The 14236-nt window shown below is 37.7% G+C and carries 16 protein-coding genes; 9 read left to right on the top strand and 7 right to left on the bottom strand.

Translation table 11 applies throughout. The features are described from left to right. Positions 1-305: 305 nt before the first annotated feature. Entirely contained in the window at positions 306-968 is a 663-nt protein-coding gene (locus J7E63_RS06075) for a YqfQ family protein (RefSeq protein ID WP_215010674.1), read from the bottom strand. 259 nt (positions 969-1227) lie between these two features. On the opposite strand from J7E63_RS06075, the gene J7E63_RS06080 reads away from it, so the two are divergent. Together J7E63_RS06080 and J7E63_RS06085 are read left to right on the top strand one after the other, a co-directional pair. Continuing rightward, positions 1228-2544 carry a DEAD/DEAH box helicase gene (locus tag J7E63_RS06080; RefSeq protein ID WP_215010675.1) on the top strand — a complete coding sequence of 439 codons (1317 nt, stop codon included), beginning with the start codon at positions 1228-1230 and terminating at the stop codon, positions 2542-2544. Positions 2545-2565: 21 nt separating this feature from the next. Next, positions 2566-3459 (top strand): deoxyribonuclease IV, encoded by an 894-nt coding sequence (locus J7E63_RS06085; protein ID WP_215010676.1) that lies wholly within the window; start codon positions 2566-2568, stop codon positions 3457-3459. A gap of 28 nt (positions 3460-3487) precedes the next feature. Here the strand turns inward: J7E63_RS06085 and J7E63_RS06090 are convergent, their stop codons facing one another. Then, entirely contained in the window at positions 3488-3745 is a 258-nt protein-coding gene (locus J7E63_RS06090; protein WP_088089004.1) for a DUF2624 domain-containing protein, read from the bottom strand. Positions 3746-3918: 173 nt separating this feature from the next. Between J7E63_RS06090 and J7E63_RS06095 the strand changes: the two genes are divergently transcribed. Genes J7E63_RS06095 through zur form a run of 3 tightly spaced genes read left to right on the top strand, consistent with a single transcriptional unit; the run spans position 3919 to position 5946 of the window. Continuing rightward, positions 3919-4692: a metal ABC transporter ATP-binding protein gene (locus tag J7E63_RS06095; RefSeq protein WP_215010677.1), complete on the top strand. Its 774-nt coding sequence runs from the start codon at positions 3919-3921 to the stop codon at positions 4690-4692. After that, on the top strand, positions 4689-5546 hold the full coding sequence (locus tag J7E63_RS06100; protein ID WP_215010678.1) for a metal ABC transporter permease: 858 nt from the start codon (positions 4689-4691) through the stop codon (positions 5544-5546). The genes J7E63_RS06095 and J7E63_RS06100 overlap by 4 nt, the downstream gene beginning before the upstream one ends. Continuing rightward, positions 5536-5946, top strand: a complete 411-nt coding sequence (zur, locus tag J7E63_RS06105) for a zinc uptake transcriptional repressor Zur (protein ID WP_088089001.1) — start codon at positions 5536-5538, stop codon at positions 5944-5946. The genes J7E63_RS06100 and zur overlap by 11 nt, the downstream gene beginning before the upstream one ends. Before the next feature lie 44 nt (positions 5947-5990). Here zur and J7E63_RS06110 read toward each other — a convergent pair whose 3' ends face one another. Next, complete coding sequence (locus J7E63_RS06110) at positions 5991-6593, bottom strand: 5' nucleotidase, NT5C type (protein ID WP_215010679.1); 603 nt, start codon at positions 6591-6593, stop codon at positions 5991-5993. Between the two features lie 172 nt (positions 6594-6765). On the opposite strand from J7E63_RS06110, the gene J7E63_RS06115 reads away from it, so the two are divergent. After that, the gene (locus J7E63_RS06115) at positions 6766-7248 is read left to right on the top strand and encodes a DUF4190 domain-containing protein (protein WP_215010680.1); all 483 of its coding nucleotides are present in this window, start codon (positions 6766-6768) and stop codon (positions 7246-7248) included. Positions 7249-7303: 55 nt separating this feature from the next. Here the strand turns inward: J7E63_RS06115 and ispG are convergent, their stop codons facing one another. The 3 genes from ispG to J7E63_RS06130 form a co-directional block, all read right to left on the bottom strand. Further along, entirely contained in the window at positions 7304-8404 is a 1101-nt protein-coding gene (gene ispG / locus J7E63_RS06120; RefSeq protein WP_179196035.1) for a flavodoxin-dependent (E)-4-hydroxy-3-methylbut-2-enyl-diphosphate synthase, read from the bottom strand. 116 nt (positions 8405-8520) lie between these two features. Then, positions 8521-8859: a hypothetical protein gene (locus tag J7E63_RS06125; RefSeq protein ID WP_214998493.1), complete on the bottom strand. Its 339-nt coding sequence runs from the start codon at positions 8857-8859 to the stop codon at positions 8521-8523. Positions 8860-8955: 96 nt separating this feature from the next. Then, positions 8956-9729: a DUF1189 domain-containing protein gene (locus J7E63_RS06130; protein ID WP_215010681.1), complete on the bottom strand. Its 774-nt coding sequence runs from the start codon at positions 9727-9729 to the stop codon at positions 8956-8958. A gap of 189 nt (positions 9730-9918) precedes the next feature. Here J7E63_RS06130 and J7E63_RS06135 point away from each other — a divergent pair, with 189 nt between their 5' ends. Beyond that, positions 9919-10401, top strand: a complete 483-nt coding sequence (locus tag J7E63_RS06135) for a DUF456 domain-containing protein (protein WP_215010682.1) — start codon at positions 9919-9921, stop codon at positions 10399-10401. Positions 10402-11094: 693 nt separating this feature from the next. Here J7E63_RS06135 and J7E63_RS06140 read toward each other — a convergent pair. Then, the gene (locus J7E63_RS06140) at positions 11095-11790 is read right to left on the bottom strand and encodes a Crp/Fnr family transcriptional regulator (RefSeq protein WP_215010683.1); all 696 of its coding nucleotides are present in this window, start codon (positions 11788-11790) and stop codon (positions 11095-11097) included. A 355-nt stretch (positions 11791-12145) separates the two neighbouring features. Between J7E63_RS06140 and J7E63_RS06145 the strand changes: the two genes are divergently transcribed. Together J7E63_RS06145 and J7E63_RS06150 are read left to right on the top strand one after the other, a co-directional pair. Continuing rightward, positions 12146-12754 (top strand): superoxide dismutase, encoded by a 609-nt coding sequence (locus J7E63_RS06145; protein ID WP_088088992.1) that lies wholly within the window; start codon positions 12146-12148, stop codon positions 12752-12754. Positions 12755-12865: 111 nt separating this feature from the next. Then, on the top strand, positions 12866-14083 hold the full coding sequence (locus tag J7E63_RS06150; protein WP_215010684.1) for an MFS transporter: 1218 nt from the start codon (positions 12866-12868) through the stop codon (positions 14081-14083). Positions 14084-14236 lie beyond the last annotated feature (153 nt).

The following is a 14236-nucleotide window of genomic DNA, read 5'->3' on the forward strand; positions in this document are numbered from 1 at the left end:
ATAGATTTCACCACTTAATTTTTTATTGTTTGGTTGTGTTAAGAGCAGTGCATCATTGATTTTATAGCTCTGTTGATTTCCGCGGAAGGCACGCAGACTCCTGCGGGAGTACGGGGCAGGGGAGACCCCGCAGGAGCATAGCGACGAGGAGGCTCCCCGGCACGCCCGCGGAAAGCGAAGTGCCTAGAGCGGAAATCAACAGGCCCATTAGCAGGTACAATGAATAATTAAATGCTGAGAATAAAAAATTGCCGAGAAAAATACTCTTTCTCGACAATCTGAATGCTGTCTCCAGCATTTATCATTTAAATATACATTTTCGGAACAGAACTTCCTTTTTGATATGGACTTTTTTTTGAAGGCACTTGCTGTTGCTTATTTTTGCGTTGCCCTTTTTTATTGGACGTACTATTTACAGGCTCTTCATGATTAGATGATTCATCGACGGCGGCATCAGTTGATTGGTTATTTTCTACTGTTGCTTCATCCGTAGCTTTTGAAGCATTTTTGAATCCTTTATAAATTTTCCACATTGCAGGAAGATTTTTTATCATTGGGCTATATTGTTGGATCATCGGTCCAATCGACTGGGCTGTCTTTAGCACCTGCTGCGTATTGTTCAACATGCTAGTTAGTCCGCCAGGGTTACTCAAAGATTGGAGCAGTCCTCCGCCTCCTGATGCTGCTTTTCCTGCTCCTTGCATTCCCATAAAGCCGCCAGCCTGGCTTCTTCCTCCGAGAATTTTCGAAAGTAATCCCCCACCGCCTTTGTTCATAGGATTAGGCCTTCCCATCATTTGCCCCATCATCATGCGGTTATTTCTTCCTCCAAACGGATTGGAAGGGGCACCCATCATTGGATTCCTGCCGCTAAAAGGGTTAAAACCAGGGTTCATCATCTGATTACGTGGTCCATAAGGTCCTGGTCCCATGCCCCCCTGCATAGGCATTCTTGGTCTTGGTTGCATCTCGTTGCCTCCTTTCAATTGCCTCATGCTTTAAATTATGCATATACCCTAATTTGGTTTAGGTATTATACACAGGACAAAGACTAAATTTAGTTGTTTAAAAGTCAGTAATAAGTAGAAAATGATATTAAAACGAAAGATAACTGGAGTTTTGATGAAATATTGACTATAATTGCATGATGGAATAGAAAGTGATGCACTTGCTAAAGTAAGAAAACTACTCCAAAATCATGAGATTTTAACTATAAGGAGCAAATATATGAAAGAAAATCGTTTTGATCGTTTTACGTTTCAACCATTTATTATAGAAGCCGTTAAGGAGTTCGGTTTTACTGAGCCGACTGAAATTCAGGAACGGATGATTCCTGTCGTTTTAAAGGGAGAGAGTGCTATTGGTCAGTCACAAACAGGGACGGGTAAAACGCTTGCCTATGTTCTTCCAATCCTCGAAAAAATTGACCCATCACGACAGGAAGTTCAAGCTGTCATTACTGCACCTACAAGAGAGCTTGCCTCTCAAATTTATCACCAAATATTAAAAATAACGTCGCATTGCAGCCCAGAGCAATCCATTATGACTAGATGCTATATTGGGGGGACGGATAAGCAGCGGTCGATTGAAAAATTAAAGGTTCAGCCACATATAGTTGTTGGAACTCCGGGTAGAATCAAGGACCTGATGAGTGAAAAAGCTTTATTTGTTCATACTGCGGGAATCCTGGTCGTGGATGAAGCTGATATGATGTTAGATATGGGATTTATTGAGGATTTGGATCGAGTAGCAGCTAAAATGCCGGAAAACTTGCAAATGCTCGTTTTTTCAGCAACGATCCCGGAAAAATTAAAACCCTTTCTTAAAAAATATATGGAAAATCCAAAAACTGTTCAGATAGAACCGAAAAGAAGAGCAGCAGAAAATTTAGAGCATTATCTTTTGCCATCAAGACACCGGAGTAAAAAGCAGCTTGTTCATGATGCCCTTCTTGCCTACAATCCTTATCTAGCGATTGTATTTACAAATACAAAAAAAATGGCTGAAGAAGTGGCGTACTTTTTAAATGAAAAAGGTTTAAAAGTTGGCCGAGTTCATGGTGATCTAAGTCCTCGAGAACGGAAACAAATGATGAAGCAAATTCAGGATTTGGATTATCAATATATTGTCGCAACAGACCTTGCTTCTAGAGGAATTGATATAGAAGGGGTCAGCCATATCATCAACTATGAACTCCCATCAGACTTAGATTTTTATATCCATAGAGTCGGGAGAACAGCGCGTGCCGGAAATTCGGGCATTGCCCTCACAATTTATGAGTCATCGGATGAAGATGCGTTAAACCGGTTAGAAAAAATGGGGATTCAATTTAAGAATGTCGACCTTAAAAATAACGAATTTGTTACCGTCGATGAACGAAATAAAAGGAAAACACGTGTAAGGCAAGAGGATAAGGCCGATCAAAAAGCTAAATCGTTGGTTAAGAAGCCAAACAAAGTAAAACCGGGTTATAAAAAGAAAATGCAATGGGAAATGGATAAAATCAAAAAGCGCGAACGAAGGATTGAGCAAAGAAAAAAATAATCAAACCAGGGAGAAAAAGGTATGCTTAAATTAGGATCACATGTTTCGATGAGTGGGAAAGATATGCTGCTTGCCGCAAGTGAAGAAGCAGTTTCCTATGGTGCAAACACGTTTATGGTCTATACCGGAGCACCGCAAAATACAAGAAGAAAAAAAATCGAAGATCTCAATATTGAAGCAGGGCGGAGACATATGGAACTGAACGGTATCTCCGAAATTGTCGTTCATGCTCCTTATATTATCAATATTGGAAATACAACCAATCCAGATACTTTTGAATTGGGTGTTAGATTTCTTCGAACAGAAATTGAAAGAACAGAGGCAATTGGAGCAAAGCAAATCGTCCTGCATCCTGGAGCACATGTAAGTGCCGGTACCGAGTCTGGTATTAAAAAAATTATCGAAGGATTAAATGAAGTACTGACTGGCAAAGAGCAAGTACAAATTGCCTTGGAAACGATGGCTGGAAAAGGCTCCGAGTGTGGAAAATCCTTCGAGGAATTAGCGATGATTATGGATGGAGTAAACTATAGTGATAAGCTATCCGTTTGTTTTGATACTTGCCATACGCATGATGCAGGCTATAATATCGTTGAGGATTTTGATGGTGTATTAAATGAATTTGACAAAATAGTTGGCTTGAACAAATTGAAAGTCCTGCATATTAATGATAGTAAAAATGCGGTCGGGATGCGAAAGGATAGACACGAAAATATCGGGTTTGGCCATATCGGTTTTAAGGCCCTAAATTATATTGTCCACCATCCACAGCTTACCGATGTTCCTAAGATTTTAGAAACTCCATATGTGGGTGAGGATAAGAATAATAAAAAAGCCCCATATAAATTTGAGATTCATATGCTTCGGGAACAAAAGTTCAATGAGAACCTGCTTGACCTTATCATGCAATCATAAAAAAGAGCTGTGCAAAAGTGCACAGCTTTTACTTTTTAGTTAACTGTATAAATAATTTATTTACTTCTCGGGCCGTTGCTGGACCCGCTGTTTTGGCAATTTCTTTCACTAATTGAGTCCGCTGTGAATCATCAAATATATTCACATTTTTCCCTCTTAAGTATTCGGCAATTTTCACTGCCTGCTGTCTAGTCACTGATATTTTAAATTGATCCGCATATTTTACCAGTTCTTCAGCTGTTATCGTGTTAATTTTATGATTAATGATGCTCTGAAAAATTGTCATTCTCACCACTCCTCACCTTAATGTATGAAGAAGTTCCGGGAGTGTGATTAGAGATTTTTGTGAATCAACTGGACGAATGCCGGAGTGGCAGACTTTACATTCAAGAATACCTATTGTATACTACTTTAGGTTAAATCGGAATGATTCTTATAATTAAAGGTGATGCGCTGACTATGCAATCAATTATAGAAGTAAAAAAACTTTCGTATCGTTATGAAAAAGATGTTGTTCTAGAGGACATTAACATTACTATTCCAAGTGGTTCTTTTTTGGCAATTGTCGGTCCTAATGGTTCTGGAAAATCAACACTATTGAAGTTGATATTAGGGTTATTAAAGCCGCAAAAAGGGGACATCTTTTTATTCGGTAAGGAAATTAATAAGTTTAAAGATTGGCAAAAAATTGGCTATGTTTCTCAAAAGGCTAATTCCTTCAACACTGGTTTTCCTGCTACTGTATTTGAAGTTGTCGAGAGTGGTTTAACCAAAAAGCTTGGGATGTTTAAGTTTTTTAAAAAAGAACATGCGCAAAAAGTAATCGAAGCCTTGGAGGCAGTCGGTATGAAAGGTTTTAGCAACAGAAATATTGGTGAGCTCTCTGGAGGTCAGCAACAAAGAGTTTTTATTGCACGAGCCCTAGTTAGTGAACCAAGTCTTCTCATTCTGGATGAACCTACGGTAGGCGTTGATGCCGAGAATGTTAATAATTTTTATCAAATGCTGGGTGATTTAAATAAAAGTCATGATATTACCCTTTTATTGGTTACTCATGATATTGGGACTATTTCGGATAAAGTCTCACATGTTGCGTGCTTGAATAAACATTTGCATTTTCATGGGGAAACAATGGAATTTGAACAGCTCCGGGCTGATGGTATTTCTAAAATTTATGGCCATGATGTTCACATGCTAGACCATCATCATGAGCACGGAGGCGTTGTAAAATGATTCAAGGAATTTTCCACTATGAATTTTTACAAAATGCTTTTTTAACGGGGCTTATGATCGGAATTATTGCCCCGTTACTAGGAGTGTTTGTTGTTGTAAGAAGACTATCGTTAATTGCGGATGCACTCAGTCATGTTACACTAGCAGGCATAGCAGCGAGCCTGCTTCTTGAAAGAAATGTTGTGATGATGGCAGGAGTAAATCCACTATACTTAGGAATGGTTTTTTCTGTTGGGGGATCACTGTTCATCGAAAAACTTAGAGGCGTCTATAAGCACTACCAAGAACTTGCGATTCCAATTATTCTCTCTAGTGGTATTGGCTTAGGGGTTATATTTATTTCGCTTGCCAATGGTTTTAATACTGATTTGTTTAGTTATTTATTTGGCAGTGTTTCGGCAGTTAGCAGAACTGATTTATGGGTCGTATTTATTATCGGTATCATGGTAATTTTAGTGATTATTTTATTGTATAAAGAGCTTTTTTTATTATCCTTCGATGAAGAACACGCGAAAGCCTCAGGGATAGCGGCCAAAAGTATTCATTTTATTTTTATTGTCATGGTGGCCTTGGTAATTGCAGCTTCTATGAGAATTGTCGGAATTTTGTTGGTTTCATCTTTAATGACGTTACCTGTAGCAGCCAGTATAAGGCTAGCCAAAGGATTTAAGCAAACTATTTTTTTATCTGTCCTTTTTGGTGAAGTGTCAGTACTTGGCGGGTTGTTTACTGCGTATTATTTAGATTTAGCTCCCGGTGGAACAATCGTGATGATTGCTGTTCTTATCTTAATTTTTTCTATTTTTTATAAAAAATTCTTAATTCGTAAGGGGGTGCCGTCAGGTGAACGTTAATGAGGCAATTCAATACTTAAAAGAAAAAGGGTTTAAACAAACTGGTAAAAGAGAAGATATGCTTCAATTGTTTGCTGACAGTGATAAATATTTAACGGCTAAGGACGTCTTGGATCAGCTTAAAGATGATTATCCAGGTCTGAGCTTTGATACTATCTATCGTAATCTTTCCTTGTTTGTAAATATGGGGATTCTTGAGATGACAGAATTATCAGGAGAGAAACATTTCCGTTTTACATGTTCAAGACATCACCATCATCATCATTTTATCTGTATGACTTGCGGAAAAACGAAAGAAATTGAAACTTGCCCAATGAACGACTTAAGTGAAAATTTAAAAGGATACGATATTTCAGGTCATAAATTTGAGATTTACGGTCTTTGTCCTGAATGTCATTAAAAAACAGCTTGTCTGCCTACAAGCTGTTTTTTTTGTATCTAAAATTAAATGCTGGAACTAACCATTTCCCTGTGGACCTGCTGCTGCTTTTCCCAGTTTTCTACCCAAATATAAGCTTCTTTCCAGTTATTAACCCGGATGACACCTTTTGGAAGAGGATCTTGATTATATGGTGTATCAAATAATATGACAGGAATCTGACACTCTTCATGGATCATCACAGCATTATCGTGTTTATCCTCAAAAAAGATATCAACCGAATGCTTTTTCACTGTGGCTACTTTGTCATGTGATCCAATTAATTCGATGTGGTCAAAGGTTAAGCCTTTATCAAGGAACCATTGGATGGTTACATCGAGTAAATGGGAGCCGCGTGCACTAATGAAAAACAATTCATGCTCTTTTTTCCATTTATTTAAGACTTTTCCCGCTCCTTCAGCGAGAGGAGAGCCTTTATAAATCATGGGTTCATTTTCAGAAAACCATGTGGCGAACTCTTTTTCTGAAACATTTACGAATGGAGTTAATTCATATTGATTAACGTCCTCATACAAAATATTCAAGTCAAATGCTTTATTAATAAAAGGGATGATGGATTTGGGGCATGTAACCGTTCCATCAATATCAATTCCAAACCTTTTTCTCATTTTTGCTCTCACCTTCATATAGCTTTTAGGATTCTCCTTTTAGTTTACCAAAATTGAGTGGTCAACGGGGGAAAAGAAACAAAAAACTAATTTAGGCAAACATTAACATACTAAAAAGCAGACAGAGGCAAACAATAATTAATGCTCCTATTACTGAAAGTGAGGGATTAGGATGGCAGATGAAAGAGACACGAAAGTGCAGGAAGCTCTTCAAAGTGCAAATATTGGCCAAGATATTCCCAATTCTCCTACATCATATCGGGAGGAAACAGCATCAGAAATTGCCGCACCTATTAAGGCTCACTACACATTGAAAAAAGAAGACAATACAGCTAAGATTGGTGCTTCTGTTCCGATACGATCTTCAGAATATAGGGAAGAAACAGCAGCGGAAATAGCTGCTCCTACTCCTCTTATCCGAAGAAAGGAACAGACGGGGCAAAGGGAAAATGCTGCGGGTGGTACAGGTCTAGGTACGCTTGCTTTAGTGCTTTCGATTTTATCACTGTTTGTATTACCTATTCTTTTTGGAGCTGCAGGAATAGTGTTAGGTTTTGTTGCCAGAAGGAGAGGGGCCACAGGGCTAGGTGCCTGGGCCATCGGTATCGGTGCAATATCGATTGTTATTGGTATCTTTATTCTTCCGTTCTTTTAACAAAACCTGCATAGGAGCAAAAAGAAACCCGGTGAAAATACCGGGTTTCTTGATATTAATTCGTAATTTTATCTTCCTCTGCTTTTTTCTGAAAATATTCTTCGGCAATTTGGTCAATTTCTTTTTTCAATTCCTCAACTAATTGGGCTTCAGGAACCTTGCGGACGATCTCACCCTTCCTGAATAATAACCCTTCACCTCGAGCACCGGCAATGCCAATATCGGCTTCACGGGCCTCTCCAGGTCCGTTAACGGCACAGCCTAAAACTGCTACTTTGATCGGAGCTTTAATTTTTTCAATGTATTCTTCGACTTCATTTGCAATACTAATGAGGTCAATTTCAATCCGGCCGCATGTCGGACAAGAGATCAATGTGGCCGCGTTAGAAGAGAGACCGAATACCTTTAAAAGTTCTCTAGCAACTTTTACTTCCTGAACTGGGTCTGCACTTAAGGAAACACGTAGTGTGTTACCGATTCCCATGTGTAAAATAGTGCCTAAACCAGCCGCACTTTTTATGCTGCCTGCAAAAAGGGTTCCAGACTCAGTAATCCCAAGATGAAGGGGATAATCGAATGCTCTCGATGCCTTTTCATAAGCTTCAATGGCAAGATTTACATCAGAGGCCTTCATGGAAACAATAATGTCATGGAAATCTAAATCCTCAAGAATTTTAATATGGTGCAGCGCGCTTTCAACCATACCATCTGCTGTTGGATATCCGTATTTCTCTAAAATTCTCTTTTCGAGTGAGCCAGCATTTACCCCGATTCGGATGGGAATGCCTTTCTCCTTCGCTGCTTTTACGACAGCCTCGACTTTTTCCCGTTTTCCGATATTACCGGGATTGATTCTGATTTTATCTGCTCCGCCTTCAATTGCTTTAAGAGCCAATTTATAATCGAAATGAATATCGACAACAAGTGGAATGTTGATTCTTTTTTTGATTTCAGGAATGGCATTCGCAGCCCGTTCATCCGGACAAGCCACCCGAACAATCTGACAGCCAGCTTCCTCAAGACGCTTTATTTCAGCAACGGTTGCTTCAACATCATGTGTTTTTGTTGTGGTCATACTTTGTATAAATAATTCGTTACTCCCGCCAATCGTTAAGTTACCAACTTTAATTGGTCGAGTTTTTGTGCGGTGTAATATTTCACTCACGAGTAATTCGCTCCTTCAAAATGGGATTCGAATAAGGTATATAAAAACAATCCGACTCTATTTTATCAGCCTTTCACTATTTTTGACAAGAATAAGCACTATCCTCTTTATTTTGAGTAATCAGGGAAATGATATGTAGACCCGATTTGAATTTTTTCTGGAGTCTCCCCAGGATTTAATTTTCGAAAGTCCTCGATTAAGTCAGAAATCGATACGGGAAGTGATTTATCCAGTTGATGTTCCACGATAGATAGCACTGTTTCACCTGGTTCAACTTGTGCTTCGAAAGAAGGTATGTTTGTTTCTGTTTTCAACTCCGTATTTTGTGTTTCGATTTTAGCATCCACCTGCTGTGTGAATGAGGAAGGCAGGGTGCCAACAGTTAAATCAATATAAATTACATATATGATTAAAACGGCTAATAAGAAACCAAATAACTTTTTCATTGGACAAGCCTCCAAATAGACAGTTTGTACATTGGTATGCTTGTCCGATTGTAAAAAGAACGTGTTAATAAAAAAAACGCCCGCTATGGGCGCCTCTTAGTTCACTTTTTTGGGTTTTGGAATTTCATTTATGGCTAGGTATAATACGATGATCACAACAAACCAATTAATCATAAAGCTGTTAGGAACGGTTGTTTTAATTGCCGCCATAATGGTAAAAAACAATGTGGGTAATGTTTCGCTGTATGCAGCCATTCGCCACAACTGCCGGTAATTTAGTTTCCTACCTAAAATGTTCTTTAATAATAAACCAATTAGAGCCAAAACCGTTACCTCGATAAAACTGCCAGCACATGCAAACAAGTAGATAAACACAGAAACCACAGGGATTAATATCCATTTTATTCCGCCAATTGTGTTAATAAAATTCACAATGTCTCCCTTTGCAATGTTTAGCCCTTCTAACATGGAATAGGGATATGTATCAAATCGGCCGCCTGCAGCTAAAACAAATTGATCTTCTAACATGGCAAAAGAATTTCCCTCATCTTGGATATCATCTGCAGAGATAGCTCCAGTGGGGTCTAAAATAATAGAAAAATCATCCTTATTTAATGTAATGGGCACTTTAGTATCGGCTGTTAGATGCCCGTCTTGAATTGAAAAATCAGGTAATTCGTCAGTAATAATGGTTCTTGCCGTATCGACACCCGTGGTAAGTGCGGTACTTAAGTAAATAACTGACGGCAGAATCGAAATTAATGTTAAGAAGAAAACATATAATATTGTTTTTCCTATCCCTTGGAATCGAAATAAGGCAATATCTTTAGGAGAGTAGATACTTTTATACAATTGCTTGAAAATATTCATAATGACCACCTTTATACATTAAATCACAAATGATTGCTTCAGCATCTATTGTATCTTTAGTAAAGGTTATATACAAGAATGACAGCAACTCAATTTTATATTTTGAAACCTATTCCAAGTTTTAATCGTAAGAAGGAAAGTGTACACTGTATAAAATATCTAGAAAAAGTTTTATGAGGGATGGATAAAATGGAATTGGTCTATTGGAGTATCATCATTTTGTTATTTATTGTTGCATTTGTTGGTCTGGTGTATCCGATTGTTCCAAGTGTGTTATTTATACTGGCAGGCTTTTTATTGTATGGAGTCTTTTTTAATTTTCAACCCTTTCGATGGTACTTTTGGTTGATTCAATGTTTGTTTATTGTACTTTTATTTGTTGCCGACTATATTGCTAATATGATTGGAATTAAAAAATATGGAGGTTCCAAGGCCGGAATCTGGGGAAGTACGATAGGGATTATCGTTGGACCATTTGTTATCCCTTTTTTAGGAATCCTTATTGGTCCATTTATCGGGGCAATAGGAGCTGAATTAATCTTCAACAAAAGAAATTTCACTGAGAGCTTAAAAATTGGTTTTGGTTCTGTTATTGGATTTATAAGCAGTGTTCTGACAAAAACAATTATTCAAATCCTTATGATTGTTTATTTTTTCATTTTAGTCTTGTAAAAAAAGCCACCTATATGGGTGAATCAGATAGTTGAGAAAGAGTCATTTTCTCGGTAATTTTTTATTTTGTCTGAACCTAAATTTTCGATTTAATTAATTGATTGTCCCTGCTAACTAGCCTGTTGATTTCCGCTCCGGGCACTCGCTTTCCGCGGGGAGGTCCTGGAGCCTCCTCGGCGCTTTAGCGCCTGTGGGGTCTCCAGTGACCTCTCTATCCCGCAGGAGTCGAGTGCCCTCCGCTCCAATCACCAGGGAGGCAAATGAACTTAAAGCATTGCAACATACTTTTTTTCTAGTCCTACTAAATCTTCTGGAACAAGTTCATAAATTGACACAAATTCACATTCACTTTGGCTAAACTCTTTTGGCTTAACCATTGATTTCACCTTATATGAGTTGAAGGTCTTAATTAAATACTACACCGTTGATTGGAGCGGAAGGCGCGAAGACTCCTGCGGGAGTACGGGGCAGGGGAGACCCCGCAGGAGCGAAGCGACGAGGAGGCTCCCCGGCACGCCCGCGGAAAGCGAAGCGCCTGGAGCGCAAATCAACAGACAAGTTGAAAATCCTATATATTAATATTATTTTAACAAATTAACGCGATGAATTAATTATTAAGGAAAGAGAATAAAATAAAAGGCTATCGAAAGTTTTTCGACAGCCTGAGCCACTTATATGGGTGGATTTGGTTGATTAATTCAATCCGCAAATTTCAAAGGAACAATTTTGACAGTCAACTTCTTCTTTTAAATAGTTGAGTTTTTTTATAGTAAACTTTTGATTATCATAGGTAATGATCTCTTTCTCGCGAAGATCTTTTAAGGCTCGTTGAATAACTTCACGCGTCCCATAGGTTAAATTAGCTAATTCCTGATGTGTTAAGGGCAGATCTATAAGAATTCCATCTTCTGTCTTAAGTCCATAAGAATTAGATAAGCGGATGAGGATAGAATATAAACCGCCTTTTTTACCATTCATAATTAGGTCTTGGCATTTCATTTGTGCCTTTAAATAACCTGTACTTAGCCATGCAACAAGAGCGCTCATTGCTTCTGGATCATTTTTAATAAATTCTTCAAATTGTTCCTTCTTGATAAAGATCATTTCACAATCTGTCATCGTTTTTGCGTAAAATTGATAATGAGGAGATGGTTTGAAAAGTTGATACTCTACAATTAATTCCTGGTCATTTAAGATTTTTAAGATAAAATCCTTGCCGCGTAAATGAACTCTTCCAAGTGAAATACTTCCTTTACGCAATAAGAAAACATACTGGGCAGGGTCCTTCTCTTGAAAAAGAACGGAACCGGCTTTAATCTTTTGAATTGGTTCTTTTTTTTCGTAAAAGTAAACTAGTAAATTATATATAGAATAACTACTTTTCTGCATGGAAAAATCACTCCTTAGCACCCTTCTCTTTGATTAAAATAAATTATTAATAAGGTGTCAATAGAGCCTTTACATGAATTGGTAGTGACAAAAGTCGGATATGACAAAAATCGTTGACAGATTGCCCTTCGGGTGAAAGGTGACAATTTTTCGAATAATTGTTAGGAACGGTAGTGGATTACGTTTTAGTAAAATCTAGAATAAAATCCTTCATTACGGGCATGGTATTTATGTTAAGAGCCTAAGCATTATATTTGAAACTGAGCACTGACTTTGGTATCTTAAAAAGGAAAGCTTTAGAAATATTCTAAATTCTAAGGCTGAAAAAATCACCATATACATAGGAGGAATAATCATGGCATTTGAATTACCACAATTACCGTATGCAGAAAACGCACTTGAACCACATATTGACAAAGAAACAATGAACATTCACCACACTAGACATCACAACACATATGTAACCAATCTAAATAACGCTTTAGCTGGTAATGAAGAATTACTTTCTAAATCAGTTGAAGAAGTTATTGCTAATTTGGATGCGGTTCCAGAAGCTGCACGTACTGCAGTTCGTAACAATGGCGGCGGTCATGCTAACCATTCTTTATTCTGGCAAATCCTTTCTCCAAATGGAGGCGGTGCACCTACTGGTGAATTAGCTGACGCAATCAGCAGCAAATTTGGCAGTTTCGAAAGCTTTAAAGAAGAGTTTGCTAAAGCAGCAACTACTCGTTTCGGATCTGGTTGGGCATGGCTATCTGTGTCTGGCGGAGAATTAGAAGTATCAAGTACGCCTAACCAAGACTCTCCATTAATGGAAGGTAAAACTCCAATTCTTGGTCTTGATGTATGGGAGCATGCTTACTACTTGAAATATCAAAACAAACGCCCGGATTATATTTCCTCTTTCTGGAATGTAGTAAATTGGGATGAAGTTTCAAAACGTTACAGCCAAGCAAAATAATAGCAATGGTAAGAAGGCAGCTTAGGCTGTCTTCTTTTTTTTGGATTTGAATAAGTGAATAAGAAAAACTTGCTTGTTAAAGACTACCCATAAGATAAAGGGGAGTTTTTTATGGCAAAAAAATTTAAGATTCTAGGTGATGTAAAACTAACAAAAGATTTATCACTTTTGCTGATTATTGGTGGGTTATATTCATTAAGTGTTGCTTTATCCAATACGTTTGTAAATATTTATCTATGGAAACAAACGGGTAAGTATTCAGATATCGCCCTTTTTAATTTATCGATTGTTGTTTTACAACTGCTCACCTTCATTTTAGCTGGCCGATGGGCCAAGAAAATTGACAGAGTAATCGTGCTTAGAATCGGTGTGATTTTTTTAGCGTTATTTTATGTAATGGTTTTAATCGCTGGCACAAAGGCTTCTACTTATTTACTTTTATTAGGGAGTCTGTTAGGAGTAGGTTATGGGTTTTATTGGCTTGCTTATAATGTGTTAACATTTGAAATCACCGAACCAGATACGAGAGATTTTTTTAATGGTTTTTTAGGGATATTATCGTCTGCGGGTGGAATGATTGGACCAATCGCTGCTGGAATCATAATAACTAGATTTGACAAATTCACTGGATATACCATTGTTTTTGGAATGTCGCTAGCTTTATTTGCACTTGCGGTTTTTATGAGTTTTTCATTGAAACCACGACCATCGGCAGGAAGCTATTGTGTTAATCAGATTCTTAATGAAAGAAAACAAAATGAAAATTGGCGACTGATTACAAACGCTAACTTTTTCCAGGGACTGAGGGAAGGGACCTTTGCATTTGTCATATCAGTGCTTGTTTATATTTCGACAGGAAGTGAACTGTCTTTAGGAACATTTGGTCTCCTTAATTCAGGAATATCATTTATAGCGTATTATCTTGCGTCTAGGTTAATTAAACAAAAGTTTCGAAAAAAAGCGATTCTTATTGGTGGACTTATCCTATATGCGTCTGTCCTGTTAATTGTTTGGGACGTGAATTTTGTCAAATTGTTAATCTATGGCGGTATGATTGCAATTGCCTATCCGCTTTTGCTCGTCCCATATATGTCCACTACATATGATGTGATTGGAACAGGTTGGAAAGCGGCAGAAATGAGGATTGAGTACATTGTAGTTCGGGAAATATTCTTGAATTTGGGAAGGATTGTTTCCATATTATCCTTTTTAGCTGCTATCACTTGGTTTAATGCAGAAATCAGTATACCAATCCTACTTCTTGCTTTGGGTGCAGGGCACACATGCATCTATCTTTTTATTAAAAGAGTACATTTACCAGCAACGTAATGCGATGAGTATTTTATTTACTCACCGCATTTTTCATTTTTCACTGGGGCTTTTATGCTGAAAATGGTAAGGGTTTTTCGTAGATAAAAGCGGAATTATCCTTTAAAATAGAGAAAGTGACTTTTAAGCCGTGAAAAAAGGAAGTGTTTATAT

Source organism: Bacillus sp. ISL-75, assembly GCF_018613095.1.

Coding starts and splice junctions, on each gene's coding strand:
- J7E63_RS06080 (WP_215010675.1), top strand. CDS start 1,228: ATGAAAGAAAATCGTTTTGATCGTTTTACGTTTCAACCATTTATTATA.
- J7E63_RS06130 (WP_215010681.1), bottom strand. CDS start 9,729: ATGAATATTTTCAAGCAATTGTATAAAAGTATCTACTCTCCTAAAGAT.
- J7E63_RS06095 (WP_215010677.1), top strand. CDS start 3,919: ATGCAATCAATTATAGAAGTAAAAAAACTTTCGTATCGTTATGAAAAA.
- J7E63_RS06085 (WP_215010676.1), top strand. CDS start 2,566: ATGCTTAAATTAGGATCACATGTTTCGATGAGTGGGAAAGATATGCTG.
- J7E63_RS06110 (WP_215010679.1), bottom strand. CDS start 6,593: ATGAGAAAAAGGTTTGGAATTGATATTGATGGAACGGTTACATGCCCC.
- J7E63_RS06115 (WP_215010680.1), top strand. CDS start 6,766: ATGGCAGATGAAAGAGACACGAAAGTGCAGGAAGCTCTTCAAAGTGCA.
- J7E63_RS06135 (WP_215010682.1), top strand. CDS start 9,919: ATGGAATTGGTCTATTGGAGTATCATCATTTTGTTATTTATTGTTGCA.
- J7E63_RS06100 (WP_215010678.1), top strand. CDS start 4,689: ATGATTCAAGGAATTTTCCACTATGAATTTTTACAAAATGCTTTTTTA.
- J7E63_RS06075 (WP_215010674.1), bottom strand. CDS start 968: ATGCAACCAAGACCAAGAATGCCTATGCAGGGGGGCATGGGACCAGGA.
- J7E63_RS06090 (WP_088089004.1), bottom strand. CDS start 3,745: ATGACAATTTTTCAGAGCATCATTAATCATAAAATTAACACGATAACA.
- J7E63_RS06125 (WP_214998493.1), bottom strand. CDS start 8,859: ATGAAAAAGTTATTTGGTTTCTTATTAGCCGTTTTAATCATATATGTA.
- J7E63_RS06140 (WP_215010683.1), bottom strand. CDS start 11,790: ATGCAGAAAAGTAGTTATTCTATATATAATTTACTAGTTTACTTTTAC.
- J7E63_RS06145 (WP_088088992.1), top strand. CDS start 12,146: ATGGCATTTGAATTACCACAATTACCGTATGCAGAAAACGCACTTGAA.
- J7E63_RS06150 (WP_215010684.1), top strand. CDS start 12,866: ATGGCAAAAAAATTTAAGATTCTAGGTGATGTAAAACTAACAAAAGAT.